A 16,904-nucleotide genomic window follows, 5' to 3' on the forward strand; every position below is an offset into this window, starting at 1 on the left:
GGGTGCTCCCGGCGGATCCGCCGCGCGGGCCGTCGGAACCTCTGCTGAGCTGGGGCGGTTCGGAAACGTCGACGACCCCCCGGCGGAGGTGGCCGTGTCCGTGGAGCGTGCGCCCGGCGAGGAGCCGCGGCCGGACCACCGCAGGCCGTACCTGATGCTGCCGCCCGCGCTGCGCCGGGCGGCGGCCTGGTCGCTGGCGGTGATCCTGCTGATCGCCGTCGCCTCGCTGGTGGTCTTCGCGCTGGTCGAACTGCGGGCGGCCACCGTGCCGTTCATCCTGGCCCTGCTCGGGGCCTCGCTGCTCTACCCGGTGGTGCCCTGGCTGGTGCGCCGGGGCGTCGGACGGAGCCTGGCCGCCGGGCTGACCTGCGCGGTACTGGTGGCCGCGGTCGGCGGGGTGATCGCGCTGCTGGTCAACTCCCTGGTGCACAGCGCCCCGCAGATCGCCGCCTCGCTCCCGGCGGCCGGGCGGCGGCTGTCCGGCTGGCTCGGACCCTTCGGGGTGAAGATCGAGCACGCGCTGAGCAACGCCAGGGGCGAGACCAACTCGCTGATCTCCGCCCTCACCAACGGGGTGCTCTCCGGGCTCGGCCTGCTCACCCAGGTGATCACCGGCGGGGTGCTGGCGCTCGCCCTGGTGTTCTTCTTCCTCCGGGACGGGCACCGCACCGGCGACGTCATCCGCTCGTACCTGCCGGAACGCAGTGCCACCACCGTGATCGCCTGCGCGGAGCGGGCCTTCGAGGCGATGGCCGGGTTCATGCGCGGCACCACCCTGATCGCCCTGATCGACGCGAGTTTCATCACCGTCGGCCTGGTCGCCCTCGGCGTGCCGGGCGCGCCGGGGCTCGGCGCGCTGGTCTTCATGGGTGCCTACATCCCCTTCGTCGGAGCGTTCCTGTCCGGCACGGCGGCGGTGCTCGTGGCCCTCGCCAACGGCGGCCTCGGCACGGCCCTGTGGGCGCTCGGCGTGGTGCTCGCGGTGCAGTTGATCGAGGGCAACATCCTCCAGCCCGTCATCCAGAGCCGCACGGTCGAGCTGCACCCGGCCACCATCATGGTCGCCGTGGTGGCCGGCGCCGGCATCGCCGGCATCATCGGCGCCCTGCTCGCCGTCCCGGTCTGCGCCGCCGGCATGGGTGTCGTCACCGTGTTGCGGGGCGACCGGGCCCGGACGGGGAAGTCGCTTGCCGGGCCGTGAGTCGCCGTGTGATCATCACTAATGCGAAATGAGTCGCAATAGTGTCTGAGGGGGGCGTTCATGGAGCTGATCGAGGTTGCCGGGACGGGTGCCGGGCCGTACGGGGTGGCGATGGGGGCCGACGGGGGTGTCTGGTTCACCCTGGTGCACGGCGGGGAGATCGGACGGCTGGCTCCCGACGGGGCGGTGGAGCGGTTCGGGCTCGGGGCGACCGGGTGCGGGCCGGCGGTGATCGCGGCGGGGCCGGACGGGGCGATGTGGTTCAGCCGGTTGCGGGACCACCGGATCGGGCGGATCGAGGCGGGCGGGGCGACGGCGTCCTTCGCGCTGCCGACGGCGGACGCCGGGCCGTACGGGATCGCCGCGGGGCCCGACGGGGCGCTCTGGTTCACCGAGTCGAACGCGAACCGGGTCGGGCGGATCACCGTCGACGGCGAGGTGACGGAGTACCCGCTGCCGGTCGACGGGGCCTTCCCCTCGCTGGTCACGGCCGGGCCGGACGGCGCCCTGTGGTGCACGCTCCACCAGGCGGACGCGGTGGCGAGGGTCGCCACGGACGGCGAGGTGACCGTCCACCGGCTGCCCACCGGGGGCACCGCGCCGGTCGGGATCGCCGCCGGGGCGGACGGGGCGCTCTGGTACGTCGGGATCGGCGGCGGGCTGGTCGGGCGGATCGCCGTCGACGGGGAGGTGGCGGAGTATCCGCTGGCCGACCGCTCGGCCAGGCCGCACGCGATCGCGGCCGGGCCGGACGGCCGGCTCTGGTTCACCGAGTGGGGTGCCGGGCGGATCGGGGTGCTCACACCGGACGGCCGACCGGACGGGTACCCGATCCCGGGCGAGCGCGCCGAGCCGCACGGCATCGCCGTCGCCCCGGACGGCACGGTGTACGCGGCCCTGGAGCGTGGGCAGATCGCCCGGCTGACGCCGTAGCAGCGCCCGACGGACGGTCAGGAGGTCCCGGCCGTGCGGTCGGGAGGTCCCGGTCGGCGCCCGGGAACTCGGGCCCAGCGGCCCCGGGCGGGCAGGCCGAAGGGCCCTGGGGTGCGGAGGCGGCGAGTTCGGATCATGGATCGCCACCCATTCGCACGACGTTCCGAAGGAGTGCGTCCTTGAGCGCCACCCAGGCACAGGGCGACCCCACCTCACCGCCAACGGCCATCCCCGCGGGGACGGTCAGGGCCAGGAGGCCCGGTTCGGCCCTGGTCAGGCTGCTGACCACCACCGACCACAAGACGATCGGCACCATGTACCTGGTGTCATCGTTCGCGTTCTTCCTGATCGGCGGCATCCTCGCCCTGGTCATGCGCGCCGAACTCGCACGGCCCGGAACGCAGATCCTCTCCAACGAGCAGTTCAACCAGGCGTTCACCATGCACGGCTCGGTGATGCTGCTGCTGTTCGCCATGCCGCTGTTCACCGGCTTCGCCAACTGGATCATGCCGCTCCAGATCGGCGCCCCGGACGTCGCCTTCCCGCGACTGAACATGCTGTCGTACTGGCTGTTCATGTTCGGCTCGCTGATCGCCGCGGCCGGCTTCGCGACTCCGCAGGGCGCCGCCGACTTCGGCTGGTTCCTCTACGCGCCGCTGTCCGACGCGATCCACTCGCCCGGCGTCGGCGCCGACATGTGGATCATGGGCGTGACGCTGTCAGGCTTCGGCAGCATCTTCGGCGCCGTCAACTTCATCACCACCATCATCTGCATGCGCGCTCCCGGAATGACCATGTTCCGGATGTCCATCTTCTGCTGGAACGTGCTGCTCACCTCGGTGCTGGTGCTGCTGGTCTTCCCGGTGCTGGCCGCCGCGCTGCTGGCGCTGGAGTGCGACCGCAAGTTCGGCTCCCACGTCTTCGACCCGGCCAACGGCGGGGCGATGCTCTGGCAGCACCTGTTCTGGTTCTTCGGGCATCCCGAGGTGTACATCCTGGCGCTGCCGTTCTTCGGGATCGTCTCCGAGGTCATCCCGGTGTTCAGCCGCAAGCCGATGTTCGGCTACGCCGGCCTGATCGCCGCGACGGTGGCCATCGCGGGCCTGTCGGTGACGGTGTGGGCGCACCACATGTACGTCACCGGACAGGTCCTGCTGCCGTTCTTCTCCTTCATGACCTTCCTGATCGCGGTCCCGACCGGTGTGAAGTTCTTCAACTGGGTCGGCACCATGTGGAAGGGCTCGCTGAGCTTCGAGACCCCGATGCTCTGGACGGTCGGCTTCCTGGTCACCTTCCTGTTCGGCGGCCTGACCGGCGTGCTGCTCGCGGCCCCGCCGATCGACTTCCACGTCTCCGACTCGTACTTCGTGGTCGCGCACTTCCACTACACGCTGTTCGGCACCGTGGTCTACGCGATGTTCGCGGGCTTCCACTTCTGGTGGCCGAAGATGACCGGCAAGAAGCTCGACGAGCGGCTCGGCCGGATCACCTTCTGGACGCTGACCGTCGGCTTCAACGCCACCTTCCTGGTCCAGCACTGGCTGGGCGTGGAGGGCATGCCGCGCCGCTACGCCGACTACCTGGCCTCGGACGGCTTCACCACCCTGAACACCGTCTCGACCATCGGCTCGTTCCTGCTCGGCCTGTCGATCCTGCCGTTCCTCTACAACGTCTGGAAGACCGCCAAGTACGGCGAGAAGGTCACCGAGGACGACCCGTGGGGCTGGGGCCGCTCGCTGGAGTGGGCCACCTCCTGCCCGCCGCCGCGGCACAACTTCGTCAAGCTGCCGCGGATCCGCTCCGAATCCCCGGCCTTCGACCTCCACCACCCGGACATCGCGGCCCGGGACATCCTGGAGAACAGCGGCAAGCCCGCCAAGCACCTGGGTGACGTGGAGCCGGCGAAGTACGACCGGCCGCTGAGCCGGGCGGACCGGGCGGCGGCCGCCGTCGCCACCAAGGACCGGGTCACCGGGCCCACCGATTCACCCTCCTCGGGCGGCTGATCCCGCTCCCCGAACGCCGTCCCCGCCCGCGTCGCTGCCCCCGGGCGGGCGGGGACGGCTCCTCCACTCCTGATCTCTCCCCTCTCCTCACCCCTTCGTGACCAGGAAGGCCGGGTCGTGAACCACACCGTTCTCGCCATCGGCACCGCCGCCCTCACCGCGAGCGGCTGTGTCTGGTACCTGCCCGCCATCGCCGACCTCCAGGCCGGTGCCGACCGGCCCCGCTCCACCCGCACCGCCGCCGCGGCGTGCGTGCTGTGGTGGGCCGGGCTCGCGCTCGCGGGCGGGCTGCTGCTCGTCCTCACGGACTGGCGGCCCGCCGCGCAGGTCGCGCTCGCCGGACTGGTCGGCGGCACGGCGCTGCGGCTGCGGGCCCTGTGGGACCGCCGCCGGGAGGTGCGCGAGACGGCGGCCCGCTGGGCCGCCCTGGACGCCGGGCCCGCCCCGCGCTCCAACCGCCCGCCGGCGTTGGCCCTGGCCGGGTGGCTGGTGGTCGGTACGGCCGTCGCCCTGCTCGGGGCGGTGGCCATCCTGCTGTCCGGCGGCGGCGAGGTCGTGCCCCGGGTGGCGCTCGCGGCGGTCAGCGGCGCGGGCGTCGCGCTCGCCTTCCTGCTGATGGGCCTGGGGAACGTCCGGCGGCAGGGGCGCTGAGACGCGCCCGCCGGCCGGGCCCTGTGTCCCGGCCGCAATGGGGCCCTTGGGCCCTGGGCCGACGGCCGGCCGTGCGGGATGATGCCCTGGGCCCCGCTGGGAGTGTGCGGGGGTGACGAAGGTGGAGCCGCGTGATGGCGACCAAGACGGAGGGTGCCGAGGCCTCGGCGCCGGTCCGGGTGTTCCTGCTGGACGACCACGAGGTGGTCCGCCGCGGGGTGCACGACCTGCTGGACGGCGAACCGGACCTGGAGGTGGTCGGGGAGGCGGCGACGGCCGAGCAGGCGCTCGTCCGGGTGCCCGCGCTGCGGCCCGACGTGGCCGTGCTGGACGTCCGGCTGGGCGACGGCGACGGCGTCTCGGTCTGCCGTGAGCTGCGCTCGCGGATGCCCGGCCTCGCCTGCCTGATGCTGACCTCCTTCGACGACGAGGAGGCGCTGCTGGACGCCGTGATGGCGGGCGCCGCCGGGTACGTGCTCAAGCAGATCAGCGGGACCGACCTGGTCGCCGCGGTCCGCACCGTCGCCTCGGGGCGCTCGATGCTGGATCCCGGCGCCGCGACCCGCCTCCTCAACCGGCTGCGCAGCGACGCCGAGCCCGCCCAGCCGGTGACCACGGGACCCGGCCTGACCGCGCGCGAGCAGGAGGTCCTCGAACTCATCGGCGAGGGCCTGACCAACCGGCAGATCGGCGAGCGGCTCTACCTCGCCGAGAAGACCGTCAAGAACCACGTCTCGCGGCTGCTCGCCAAGCTCGGCGTCGAGCGGCGGGTGCAGGCCGCCCTGATCGCCACCGAGCTGCGCCAGGCCGCCGCCCCGCAGCCGTCCGCGCTGCGCTCCGGCCGGTACTGACCCGGCCGGTCGCGGCTGCCCGGGCCCGTCCGGTTCCGTCCGGTTCCGTTCGGGGCCGAACGGGCCTTCGGTCCCGGGGCCGGCGGTCCTCGGGGCAGGGCCCTCGCCGGGACCATCGGCCCTCGCGACCGGGGCCGGGCCCGGGCGAGCATCGCTCGCATGAACCGCGACCACGTCCCGTCCCCCCGGCCCGTCCCGTCTCCCCGGCCCGTCCCGTCTCCCCGGCCCGTCCCGTCTCCCCGGCCCGTCCCGTCTCCCCGGCCCGCCCCGTACGACCTTCCCGAACTCCGCGAACTCGACCGCAGGCGCTCGCTGGAGCTGCTGGCCAGGGCCGACGTCGGCCGGGTGGTCTACACCGTCGACGCCCTCCCGGCCGTCCTGCCGGTGCCGTTCCGGCTCGGCCCCGGCGGCGTGCTGCTCTCGGCGCCGGCCGGCTCCGAACTGGCCCGGGCCGTCGACGGCGCGGTGATCGCCTTCGAGGTCGACGAGGTGGACGGCCGGGACGGCACCGGCTGGTTCGTCACCGTCCTCGGCCGCGCCCAGGTCCGCCCGGCCACCAGGAGCACCGACCCGGGCGACACCGTACGGATCCGGATACGCCCGGAACTGGTCATCGGCCGCTGCCTGGCCTGAGCCCCCGCCGGCGCCCTCCTGCGGCCCCGGCAACTCCTCAGCGGGGCAGGGGAGTTCGGGGTCCGCCGCAAGGGTCCGGGCCGGGGCGGACGGGTGGGCGCCCTCGACCGGCACGGCGAACTGCCGGGCGCGGGAACGCCGTTCCTCCTCCGCCGGAGCCGGGCGGCGTCCGGCGAGGAGCCCCGGCACCCGCCCGGGGCCGATGGGGCGCTCGAACCTAAAATCACGTCATGACTGAATCCGCCGTGACCGGTTCCCCCGACGACCTGCGCTCCTTCGACAGCGGCCACGGCCGCCTCGCCTACCTCGACGCCGGTACGGGCGAACCGCTGGTGCTGCTGCACGGCGGCCTGCTGGACCACCGGAGCTGGGCGGACCAACTCCCCGCCCTGCTGCCCGAGTACCGGGTGATCGCACCGGACACCCGCGGCCACGGCGCCTCCGCCAACGCGAGCCGGCCGTTCCGCCCCGCCGACGACCTGGCCGACCTGCTGCGCCACCTCGGCCTCGGTCCCGTGGTCGTGGTCGGGCTCTCCATGGGCGGGACGATCGCCCTCGACCTGGCCCTCGAACACCCGGAGCTGGTCCGCGCGCTGGTGATCAGCGGCAACGGCACCGGCGAGTCCGAGTTCAAGGACCCGTGGCTCGGCGAACTCCGCGACGAGCAGAACGCCGCGCTGGCCGAGGGCGACGGCGAGCGCTGGCTCGACTCGTTCACCCGCCTCGCCTCCGGGCCGCACCGCCGCCTGGACGAGGTCGATCCCGAAGTGGTGCGCCGGCTCAAGGAGATGACCCGGAACACCGTCGCCAAGCACAGCCCCGACGAGCCCCAGTACCTGGTGCCGGTGACGGACACCTGGAAGCGGCTGACCGGGATCACCGTCCCGCTGCTGGCGATCAACGGCGGCATCGACTCCGTGGACCACATCGGCCTGGCCGAGCGGGTCGTCCGCACCGTCGTCGACGGCCGCGCGGTGATCGTCGAGGACACCGGGCACTACCCGAACATGGAGCGACCGGAGGAGTTCAACGCCCACCTGCTCGGCTTCCTGCGCGCCCTGCGGGGCTGACGGCCCGGGCCTGTCGGCGGGGGTCACCGGTGGTCGGCCGGCCACCGGTGACCCCCGGTGGCGGGCCTCCGCGTCGGGAGGGGCCCTCAGGACCCGAGCGGGGCCTCCCACACCAGCCGGGTGCCGCCGCCCTCGGCGGGGTCGACGGTGAAGGAGCCGCCGACCCGGTCGGCGCGCTCGGCGAGGTTGCGCAGCCCGCTGCGCCGCCCGCCCTCGGGCACGCCGACACCGTCGTCCGTCACGGTCAGCACCACCCGCCCGGCCAGGGCGCGCAGCGTCACCTCGACCCGGGACGCCCGGGCGTGCCGGGCGGCGTTGCTGAGCGCCTCGGCGAGGACCGCGACCACGTGCCCGGCCAGCTCCTGCGGCACGTCGGTGTCCAGCAGGCCCTCCAGGCTCAGCCGGGGCGGGAACCCGAGCGTGCCCTGGGCCTCGGTGACCACCCGGGTGGCGCGGGCGCGCAGGCCGCGGTCCGGCTCGCTGTGGGCGCGCAGGCCGAAGATGGTCGAGCGGATGATCTTGATGGTCTCGTCCAGGTCGGCCACCGCCCGGGCCACCCGGTCCGCCGCGGCCTGGCTCTCGATCAGCCTGCCCGCGCTCTGCAGCGTCATCCCGGTCGCGAACAGCCGCTGGATCGCCAGGTCGTGCAGGTCCCGGGCGATCCGGTCCCGGTCCTCCAGCAGGTTCAACTGCTCGGCGTCACGCCGCCGTTCGGCCAGCTCCAGGGCCAGCGCGGCCTGGTCGGCGAAACCCAGCAGCGGGCCGGTCTCCTCCGGCCCGAAGGCCGGCTGCCCCTGCGCCCTGGCCAGCAGCAGCACGCCCCGCCCGTACCCGGCACCGGTGCCCAGCGGCACCGCCACCGCCGCGCCCAGCCCGTCGAAGCGGCCCGCCGGGCCGGCCTTGAACCGGGCGTCGCAGGCCAGCTCGTCACTGGTGGCCGGCGAGCCGGAGGCGTACGCGGCACCGGACAGCGTGCCGTCCACCGGCACCGTCACCCCCAGCCGCGCCGACGGCGTGCCGCCCAGCGCGACCTCCACCGTCAGCTCCTCGGCCCGCTCCTCCGGGCCGGCCAGCGCCACCGAGACGTCCGCCAGCTCGGCGCCCGAGATCTCCCGCGCCCGGCGGGCGATCAGCTCGACCACCTCCAGCCGCGGCGCCCCCGACAGCAGGCTGCGGGTGATCTCCGTGCTCGCCCGCAGCCAGCGCTGGCGCAGCTGCGCCTCCTCGTACAGCCGGGCGTTGTCGATCGCCACGCCGGCCGCGACCGCCAGGGTGGCGATCACCGCCTCGTCGTCCTCGTCGAAGTCCAGTCCGCCGCGCTTGTCGGTCAGGTAGAGGTTGCCGAACACCTCGCCGTGCACCCGCACCGGCACCCCCAGGAAGGTGTGCATCGGCGGGTGGTTCGCGGGGAAGCCGACCGAGGCCGGGTGTTCGGACAGCACCGGGCAGCGCAGCGGCTTCGGCTCGCGGATCAGCTCGCCCAGGATGCCGCGGCCCGACGGCGGCGGGCCGATCTCGGCGATCTCCTCCTCGGTCAGGCCCACCGTCAGGAACTGCGACAGGGTGTGCCCGTCCGGCCCGATCACCCCGAGCGCCGCGTACCGGGCGTCCACGAGGTCGGCCGCCGCCTCCACGATCCGGTGCAGCGCCTGTGCCAGGTCCAGCTCCCGCCCGACCGCCAGCACCGCCTCCAGCAGGCTGTGCACCCGGTTCTGGGTGCCGCGCGCCGCGTCGATCCGCCCCTGGAGCTCCTCCAGCAGCTCGTCCAGGCGCAGCCGTGGCATCCGCGCGCCGCCACCCGTCGCGCTGCCGTCCGCTCCGCCCACCGCTGTCCTCCTCGTCGTGCCGCCCTGACCGGCCCGTCCACCGTCCGGACGTGCCCCATCCGCCCTGCGGACGGCCGCTCCCACCGCCCGGCCCGGCTCGGCGCCGTCCGACCAGCGGGAATGTCCATTACACGATAGACCGAACGGGGGACCCCACACCGGGCCGGGGAGGGATCCGGGCGGCCGGCGGGCCCGAGGTGTCAGTGGCGTGTGTCAGCCTTCCGGTGGGCGCGGGACAGAACGGGGCGTAACGGGACGGCGGTGAGGTGGTGACGACGCGGCAGGACGCCGTGGGGAGCGGGGCGGTGGGAGCCGGGCACCGGATGCCGTGTCATTGGTGGGGACGGCGGGGTCGGCCGTAGGCTCCGTCGGGCGGGCCTTTCGTCCCGCCGCAGGGGGTCCTGCGGCCTCTGCCGCCGGTCCTGCGTCGCTGCCAGGGTGGGGGAGGAGCGGACGGGGCGTCAGAGCGCACCGCGGCCCGCACCGAACCGCCGAGCGTCGACAGCGTGTCGACAGTGTGGAGGAACTCTCATGACGTCAACCGTTCTGGCCGGGGTCGACGGCTCGCCGCAGAGCACCGCGGCCGCCCACTGGGCCGCCGCCGAGGCGGTGCGCCGCGGTGCCTCGCTGCGCCTGGTGCACGCCTGGCCGTGGCTGACCGACGGGGTGTCCTCCTTCGCCGAGCAGGACGACCTGCCCGCGGCCGTCCGCCGCACCCTCGCCGAGGCCGCCGAGGACGTCCGCCGCCTGCACCCGGACCTGACGGTGGAGACCGACGCCGTCCTGGACGCGCCGGTGGACGGGCTGGTGGCCGCCGCCGCGGAGGCCGAGCTGCTGGTGCTCGGCTCGCGCGGCCGCGGCGGCTTCACCGGCCTGCTGCTCGGGTCGGTCAGCATGTCGGTGGCCGGCCGCAGCAGCGTGCCGCTGGTCGTGGTGCGAGAGGAGGGCGAGGCCGGCGAGGGCGAGGTGGTGGTCGGCGTCGACGCCCACGCCCCCGAGACGGAGGTGCTCGACTTCGCCTTCCGTGAGGCGGCCCTGCGCGGCGCCCGGGTCCGGGCGGTGCACGGCTGGGACCTGCCGCCGGTGTTCGGCTACGCGGGCGGCGCCGTCCCGGCGGCCGAGCTCGCCCAGCTGGAGGCGCTGGAGGCCGAGCTGCTCTCGCTCGCCCTGGCCGGCCCGCGCGAGCAGCACCCGGAGATCGAGGTGGTCGAGGACGTGCAGCTCGGCGCCGCCCGCGCCCTGGTCGAGGCCTCCGCCGGAGCCGCGCTGGTCGTCGTCGGCCGTGGCCGCCGCCCGATCGAGATCGGCCCCCGGCTGGGCCGGGTCGCGCACGCCGTCCTGCACCACGCCGAGGCCCCCGTCGCGGTCGTTCCGCACGGGTGACGGAGCGGCCCGTCCGGTGGATCCGCCCCCGTCCCGGATCCACCGGACGGGCCCGATGGCGGGCCGAAGGACGGGCCCAAGGGCCCTGTCCCCGGGCACCACCGGGCGCGCACGCTCGGAAGCAGCGGGACCTCCTGGCGGGTGCGCGTGCCCGGAGGCGAAGCCGACGCCCCGCGGTTGAAGGAGTGGATCGCCATGACGCTCGACCCGGCTCTCACCCAGATGCTCAGCGCGGCCGACCTGCGCCTGCTCGCCGCCGCCGGCGGCGCGGCGCCGTCGCTGCACAACAGCCAGCCCTGGCGCTTCGTGCCGACCCCGGACGGGCGCGGGCTCGCCGTGTACGCCGACACCGCGCGCTCCGTACCGCTGGCCGACCCGGTCGGTGCCGCCGTGCACATCGCGGTCGGCGCGGCCCTGTTCAACCTGCGGGTGGCGGCCGGGCAGCTGGACCGGGAACCACTGACCCGGCTGCTGCCGGACGCCGCCGAGCCCGAACTGCTCGCCGTGCTGGACCTCTCCCGCCCGGCCGCCGAGCTCACGCCCTTCGGCCGGGACCTCTACCCCGCCATCGCCGCCCGGCACTCCAGCCGTGAGCCGTTCGCCCAGCGCGACGTGCCCGAGGCGGTGATCGGCGAGCTGATCGACGCCGCCCGCGAGGAGGGCGTTACGCTGGCCGCGCTGGAGGAGGAGGGCGTACGGCGGGTGCAGGCGCTCACCGCCGAGGCCGAGAGCCGCAACGCCGCCGACCCGGCCCGTGCCGCGGAGTCCCGGGCCTGGCTGCGGTCCGACGACGGCACCGCCGAGGACGGCATCCCGCACGCCGCGCTCGGCCCGCAGGACCACGACGCCCGGGTGCCGATGCGCGAGTTCGGCGGCCGCCCGCCGCAGGCCCCCGCGCAGCCGTCCCGGCGATTCGAGGCGCTGCCCCAGCTGTGCACCCTCACCACCCCCGGCGACGGCCCGCTGGACTGGCTGCGCACCGGGCAGGCGCTGGAGCGGGTCTGGCTGCTGGCCACGACGCACGGCGTCCGGCTCTCCATCTGGCACCAGGCGATCGAGTGGCCGGACACCCGCTGGGCGCTGCGCGACCCGGACACGGGGCCGGGCCACGTCCAGCTGGTGCTGCGGGTCGGCTACGGCCCCTCCGGCGCGGCCACCCCGCGCCGGACGGTCGAGGAGACGCTCGGGGAGCGGCCTTCCTGATTGCTGCCCCGAGTCGGTGGGAGTGGCCGGAGTCGACAGGAGTGGCCCGGGTCGGTGGGAGCGGCCCGGGCCGTCGCCGTCGCTCGCCACCGTCGCTCAGCGCGGTCGCTCGGCCGCGGGCAGCACCCGGGCGCCGAGCCGCAGCGGCGGGCTGTGGCGGAAGGTGAGGGTGAACTCCACCCACTGGCCGGCCCGCAGCGGCGGCGGGTCGGCGATCATCAGGTCCGCGTCCTCCGGGGTCATCCGCAGCTCGCCGCGGCCCGGCACCGGCAGTGCCGACGCCGGCTCCCAGCGGCCCGCCGCACCCTGGTGCAGATGCCGTTTCGGGGTGATCCGGCCGCCGAACTCCCAGCTGGCGCCGGTCAGTTCGTCGGGCACGTCGCCCGGATTGCGGACCGTGAAGAAGGCCGCCGTGGCGGCGGACGCGCCCGCCGTCGGCAGCAGAACCCAGCCCGACCCGGCCTCCACCGGGCGGGTGCGGCCGGCCCCGCCGACCACCGTCCACCCGGTGAGCAGGACCAGCGCCAGTGCCGCCGCGCCGACCGGCGGGCCCGCCACCCTGAACCTCTCGGACACCCTCACCGGCGTCCCCCTCGGCTCCTGGCCCGCCCCGGCTCCCAGGTGCGCAGCCGCAGGCTGTTGCCCACCACGAGCAGCGAGCTGAGCGACATGGCGACCGCCGCCAGCATCGGGTTGAGCAGTCCGACGGCCGCCAGCGGGATCAGCACCAGGTTGTAGCCGAAGGCCCAGAGCAGGTTGGCCCGGATGGTCGCCAGGGTCTGCCGCGCCAGCCGTACGGCGTCCACCACCGCCTCGATGTCGCCGCGCACCAGGGTCAGCCCGGCCGCGCCGATCGCGGCGTCGCTGCCGGAGGCCAGCGCCACCCCGAGGTCCGCCGAGGCGAGGGCCACCGCGTCGTTGACGCCGTCGCCGACCACCGCCACCGTCCGTCCGGCGGCGCGCAGTTCGGCCACCACCTCGGCCTTGCGCTCGGGGGAGGCCGAGGCGTGCACCCGCTCGATGCCCAGCTCGGCGGCCACCGCCCGGGCGGCGCCCGGACCGTCCCCGGTCAGCAGGACGGTCTCCAGGCCCAGCCCGCGCAGCCGGTGGAGCGCCCGCCAGCTGCCCGGGCGCAGCGTGTCGCCGACCGTCAGCACGGCCGCCGGCCGTCCGTCCAGCTCGACCACGACGGCCGTACGGCCGGCCTTCCCGGCCCGCGCGGCCGCCTCGGCCAGGTCCGGCGGCAGGACGGTGTCGTCCGGCCGCACCACCCGTACGGCCCGGCCCTCGACCGTCCCGGACACCCCGAGCCCGGTGGCGGCCCGGAAGCCCTCCACCGCGGGCAGCGGCCCGCAGCGCTCCCGCGCCGCCTGCGTGACCGCCCGGCCGATCGGGTGCTCGGAGCGGTGCTCGACCGCGCCGGCCAGGCGCAGGGCCTCGTCCCGGGTGAGGCCGCCGGTGGTGATGACGTCCGCCAGTTCCATCCGGCCGGTGGTCAGCGTCCCGGTCTTGTCCATCACCACCGTGTCCACCCGGCGCAGGCTCTCCAGCACCTCCGGGCCGCGCACCAGCACGCCCAGCTCCGCGCCCCGCCCCGTCGCCGCCAGCAGTGCCGTCGGCGTGGCCAGCCCCAGCGCGCACGGGCAGGCCACCACCAGCACCGCGACCGCCGCCGTCACCGCCGCCTGCGGGGCCGCGCCCGCGCCCAGCCAGAAGCCCAGCACGCTCGCCGCGACCGCCAGCACACAGGGCACGAACACCCCGGCCACCGCGTCCGCCAGCCGCTGCGCCCGCGCCTTGCCGGCCTGGGCCTCCGCCACCAGGGCGGTGATCCGGGCCAGCTGGGTGTCCGCGCCGACCGCCGTGGCCCGGACCACCAGCGCACCGCCGACGTTCACCGTCGCACCCGCCACCACGTCCCCGGGGGCGACCTCGACCGGCACGCTCTCCCCGGTCAGCAGACTCAGGTCGAGCGCCGAACCCCCTTCGACCACCACCCCGTCGGTGGCCACCCGCTCGCCCGGCCGCACCACGAACTCCTGCCCGGGCAGCAGCAGTTCGATCGGCACCAGGCGCTCCTCGCCGTCCGCCCCCCGCAGGCACACCTGCTTGGCGCCCAGCTCGGCCAGCGCCCGCAGCGCGGACCCGCTGCGCCGGCGCACCCGGCCCTCCAGCAGCCGCCCGGCCAGCACGAACAGCGGCACGCCGACCGCCGCCTCCAGGTACACGTGCGCGGTGCCGCCGCCGTCGGCGGTCAGCGAGAACGGCATCCGCATGTCCGGATCGCCGGCCCCGCCGAGGAACAGCGCGTACGCCGACCAGCCGAAGGAGGCCACCACGCCCAGGCTGACCAGGGTGTCCATGGTCGCCGCCGCGTGCCGCAGCCCCTGCCAGGCCCGGCGGTGGAAACCGGCCGTCCCCCAGGTCACCACCGGGACGGCGAGCGCGAAGCAGACCCACTGCCAGGCGGTGAACTGCGCCGACGGCACCATCGACAGCACCAGCACCGGGACGGCCAGCAGGGCGGTGACCAGCAGCCGCCACCGGTCGTCCGGCTCCTCGGCCGCGACCCCGACCGGCGCCCCCGCGGGCAGCGGCTCGGCGGTGTAGCCCGCCCGCTCGACGGCCGCGACCAGTTCCGCGACCGGCACCCCGGCCGGATGCAGCACCCGGGCCCGCCCGGTCGCCAGGTTCACCCCGGCCGTCACGCCCTCGATCCGGGCCAGCCGCTTCTCGACCCGGCCCACGCAGGCGGCGCAGGTCATCCCGCCGACCGCCAGATCGGTGGCGACCACGGGCTCGGCGACGGCGCTCATCGCATCCCGCCCATGTCGTGCCCGCCCATCCCGGGCGACGCGCCGCCCCCGCTGCTCGGCCGCAACCCGGGCGCCACCGGCCCGACCTGCCGTCCCACCCCGTAGGCCACCACGAACACCACCACCAGCAGCAGGACGAACCCCGCCAGCACACTCAACGGCCGGACACCCGGCGACTTCGCACTCACGCCCCAGCAGTCGGACGGGCACCGCGATCGGTTCCCGTACGGTCCGAAGTCGGCGGTGCGGAACCGCTCGCGGGGTGGCGCCCCGGCAGGTGTCCTCCGGCAGGCGTGTTCTGTCGGTGGGGTGTCGTAGGTTTGCTCCGTACGTCGAACACCAGGCGTACGACCGAGGGGCACCGAAGGGGGAATCAGCGGTGAAGCGCATGAAGAAGCACGGCTTCGTGGCGGTGGCGGGGGCGGTGGGGGCGGTTCTCGCCGTCGCCGGGACGGCGGTGGCGGAGCCGGCCACGGGCGGGGGCGCGGCTCCCGTCAGGGCTCTGGGCCAGCCGGGGACGGGCGAGATCCTGCCGGACCCGGGGCCGGAGGCGCTGCTCTGGATACCGGACTGGATCGGCGACGGCGGCGCCGTGACGGCCTCGGTGAACCCGTCGTTGCCGTTCACGTTCACGCTCGGCTGTCGTGGCGGAGGCTCGGTGGACGTGCACATCGGCGGCGAGGCGCCGGCCGACTTCACGGTCCAGTGCCCGACGGACTCCACCGGCATCGGCTCGGTGGAGGTCCCCGCCCGCCCGGGCCGGGACCTGCTGTTCACCGCTCACACCTCGGACCCGTCCATCCACTGGGGCATGCACGCCGTCCAGGCCGACTGAGGTCCTACGGCCGCACGCTGCGCGGCCCAGTGACGTCGGCGCCCAACGCGCCGACCCGGGCGCGCAGTTCGCGGTCGGCGGTGGCCACCAGGCAGGCCCGCTCAGGGTGTTCGGTACGAGCCGCGCGGACCAGCTCCACGATCCGGTCGTCCCCGCTCCCGCTCGCCTCCACCACCCGCACCCCCGGCACCCCGGCGACGCCCCGGGCCGCGCCCTCCACCACCAGAACCACCTCCAGCGGTCCCGGCAGCTCCGGCACACCCCGCCCGGCGACGGCGACCAGCGCGTCCCGCAGCCGCTCCGCGGCGCCCCGCCGGTCCCGCCACCAGCCGTCCGGTACCGATCCGACCACGTTCGCGCCGTCGACGACCAGCAGGGGGAGCGGCGCGGCCTCGTTCTCGTCCATGGCCGTCAGCCTGCCACCCCGGCCCGCGGGACTCCTCAGGGCGTGGCGGTCCAGCGGACCGGGTGGCCCGAGGAGTCGGTGGTGAGCCAGGAGCCGTCACCGAGCGGCAGGAGGTCGTACGGCTCCGCCGTGCGGGCGTCGAACTCGCCCCGGATCCGGCCGGACCGGGCGTCGACGAGGTAGTGCCGGAACCAGTCCTGCTCGTCCTCGGTCTCGCCGACGAGGGTGGCGACGAGGGTGTCCGTGGTCAGGTAGCCGCCGCTCCACTCCAGGCAGACGGCTTCCGGGTCGTGCCCGAAGTCCTCGGCCGTCAGGGTGAACGCCACCTCGCCCCCGGGGAAGGCGTGCACGGCGAGGTCGTTCTGCGCGTGGTCGACGGTCAGGAACCGGTGGCCGTCGGGCGAGAGGTCGATGAGGCACCGGTCGACCCAGGGGTAGCTGACGAGGTCGATCCGACCGTCGGCCAGCGACGCGTGGTGGACGACCGTGCCGTCCTGCCCCTCGCCCACGTTGAGGAAGATCCGGCCGCTCGCCGGGTGCGGCAGCTGGATGCCGCCGTGCCCGGCCGTCTCCAGGTCAGTCCGGGCGAGGATCTCCCCCGTCGAGGCGTCCACGGCGACCCACTGGTCCGGCCGGTCGCGGCCCGCCGGTACGTCGGGCCGGTAGACCCAGAGCACCCGTCCGTCCGGGGACAGCTCGCAGGCGGGCCGATGGCCGTGGACGGGGTGCGCCTGCGGCTCGAACCGCGACCGCCAGACCTCGGCGCCGTCCGCCGTCGCCACGCAGACGGCGGCGTCGAGCGTCGTGTAGTAGGCGTGCCGGAGGTCGGCGGCGACGGTGTGGCCGACGACCTCGTCCCCGGCGGCCGGCCGGCAGGCCACGGCGGGCGACAGCACGCCCACGGCGTCGGGGGCGGGTGCGTAGGCGCAGACGAGTCCGTCGACGAGCCGGGTGGTGAGCCGAACGGGGCGGGGAGAGGAGGCCATCCCCGGAGACTAGTGCCGCATCAGGCAACGTTCGCCCCGTCGTGACGTGTCGCCCGGTTGCCGTGCCGGGCGACGCTGGACCGTCAGAATGATCACGTGGCTGA

Annotated in this window: 16 protein-coding genes; 10 read left to right on the forward strand and 6 right to left on the reverse strand. The window is 75.3% G+C overall.

All coding sequences use genetic code 11. The annotated features are described in order from the left end of the window. The first annotated feature begins 94 nt into the window (after positions 1-94). From ACWDBB_RS29520 to ACWDBB_RS29550, 7 genes are all read left to right on the forward strand, one after another. Entirely contained in the window at positions 95-1,201 is a 1,107-nt protein-coding gene (locus tag ACWDBB_RS29520; RefSeq protein ID WP_449792505.1) for an AI-2E family transporter, read from the forward strand. Positions 1,202-1,261: 60 nt separating this feature from the next. After that, the gene (locus ACWDBB_RS29525; RefSeq protein WP_449792506.1) at positions 1,262-2,134 is read left to right on the forward strand and encodes a Vgb family protein; all 873 of its coding nucleotides are present in this window, start codon (positions 1,262-1,264) and stop codon (positions 2,132-2,134) included. 227 nt (positions 2,135-2,361) lie between these two features. After that, positions 2,362-4,140 (forward strand): aa3-type cytochrome oxidase subunit I, encoded by a 1,779-nt coding sequence (gene ctaD / locus ACWDBB_RS29530; RefSeq protein ID WP_449792518.1) that lies wholly within the window; start codon positions 2,362-2,364, stop codon positions 4,138-4,140. A 117-nt stretch (positions 4,141-4,257) separates the two neighbouring features. Then, positions 4,258-4,791: a hypothetical protein gene (locus ACWDBB_RS29535; RefSeq protein ID WP_449792507.1), complete on the forward strand. Its 534-nt coding sequence runs from the start codon at positions 4,258-4,260 to the stop codon at positions 4,789-4,791. A gap of 134 nt (positions 4,792-4,925) precedes the next feature. After that, the gene (locus ACWDBB_RS29540) at positions 4,926-5,642 is read left to right on the forward strand and encodes a response regulator (RefSeq protein WP_449792508.1); all 717 of its coding nucleotides are present in this window, start codon (positions 4,926-4,928) and stop codon (positions 5,640-5,642) included. A gap of 159 nt (positions 5,643-5,801) precedes the next feature. After that, on the forward strand, positions 5,802-6,275 hold the full coding sequence (locus ACWDBB_RS29545) for a pyridoxamine 5'-phosphate oxidase family protein (RefSeq protein ID WP_449792509.1): 474 nt from the start codon (positions 5,802-5,804) through the stop codon (positions 6,273-6,275). Positions 6,276-6,505: 230 nt separating this feature from the next. Then, on the forward strand, positions 6,506-7,345 hold the full coding sequence (locus ACWDBB_RS29550) for an alpha/beta fold hydrolase (protein ID WP_449792510.1): 840 nt from the start codon (positions 6,506-6,508) through the stop codon (positions 7,343-7,345). An 86-nt stretch (positions 7,346-7,431) separates the two neighbouring features. On the opposite strand, the gene ACWDBB_RS29555 is transcribed toward ACWDBB_RS29550, so the two are convergent. After that, the gene (locus ACWDBB_RS29555; RefSeq protein ID WP_449792519.1) at positions 7,432-9,129 is read right to left on the reverse strand and encodes a sensor histidine kinase; all 1,698 of its coding nucleotides are present in this window, start codon (positions 9,127-9,129) and stop codon (positions 7,432-7,434) included. Positions 9,130-9,702: 573 nt separating this feature from the next. Between ACWDBB_RS29555 and ACWDBB_RS29560 the strand changes: the two genes are divergently transcribed. Together ACWDBB_RS29560 and ACWDBB_RS29565 are read left to right on the forward strand one after the other, a co-directional pair. Further along, on the forward strand, positions 9,703-10,554 hold the full coding sequence (locus ACWDBB_RS29560; protein ID WP_449792511.1) for a universal stress protein: 852 nt from the start codon (positions 9,703-9,705) through the stop codon (positions 10,552-10,554). 195 nt (positions 10,555-10,749) lie between these two features. After that, positions 10,750-11,757: an Acg family FMN-binding oxidoreductase gene (locus ACWDBB_RS29565; protein WP_449792512.1), complete on the forward strand. Its 1,008-nt coding sequence runs from the start codon at positions 10,750-10,752 to the stop codon at positions 11,755-11,757. A gap of 96 nt (positions 11,758-11,853) precedes the next feature. Here ACWDBB_RS29565 and ACWDBB_RS29570 read toward each other — a convergent pair whose 3' ends face one another. From ACWDBB_RS29570 to ACWDBB_RS29580, 3 genes are read right to left on the reverse strand one after another with little or no spacing between them, the layout of a single operon-like run. Next, the gene (locus ACWDBB_RS29570; RefSeq protein ID WP_449792513.1) at positions 11,854-12,333 is read right to left on the reverse strand and encodes a copper chaperone PCu(A)C; all 480 of its coding nucleotides are present in this window, start codon (positions 12,331-12,333) and stop codon (positions 11,854-11,856) included. A gap of 2 nt (positions 12,334-12,335) precedes the next feature. Further along, positions 12,336-14,573, reverse strand: coding sequence for a heavy metal translocating P-type ATPase (locus tag ACWDBB_RS29575; protein ID WP_449792514.1), 2,238 nt, complete (start codon positions 14,571-14,573; stop codon positions 12,336-12,338). After that, positions 14,570-14,731, reverse strand: a complete 162-nt coding sequence (locus ACWDBB_RS29580) for a hypothetical protein (RefSeq protein ID WP_402408174.1) — start codon at positions 14,729-14,731, stop codon at positions 14,570-14,572. Before ACWDBB_RS29580 ends, ACWDBB_RS29575 begins: the two co-directional genes overlap by 4 nt. 221 nt (positions 14,732-14,952) lie before the next feature. Between ACWDBB_RS29580 and ACWDBB_RS29585 the strand changes: the two genes are divergently transcribed. Next, positions 14,953-15,408: a hypothetical protein gene (locus ACWDBB_RS29585; RefSeq protein ID WP_449792515.1), complete on the forward strand. Its 456-nt coding sequence runs from the start codon at positions 14,953-14,955 to the stop codon at positions 15,406-15,408. Positions 15,409-15,412: 4 nt separating this feature from the next. Here the strand turns inward: ACWDBB_RS29585 and ACWDBB_RS29590 are convergent, their stop codons facing one another. Both ACWDBB_RS29590 and ACWDBB_RS29595 read right to left on the reverse strand, forming a co-directional pair. Continuing rightward, positions 15,413-15,814, reverse strand: a complete 402-nt coding sequence (locus ACWDBB_RS29590; RefSeq protein WP_449792516.1) for an NTP pyrophosphohydrolase — start codon at positions 15,812-15,814, stop codon at positions 15,413-15,415. Positions 15,815-15,849: 35 nt separating this feature from the next. Then, positions 15,850-16,800, reverse strand: a complete 951-nt coding sequence (locus tag ACWDBB_RS29595) for a hypothetical protein (protein WP_449792517.1) — start codon at positions 16,798-16,800, stop codon at positions 15,850-15,852. Positions 16,801-16,904: the final 104 nt, after the last annotated feature.

The sequence above is a fragment of the Kitasatospora sp. NPDC001095 genome (assembly GCF_053598615.1).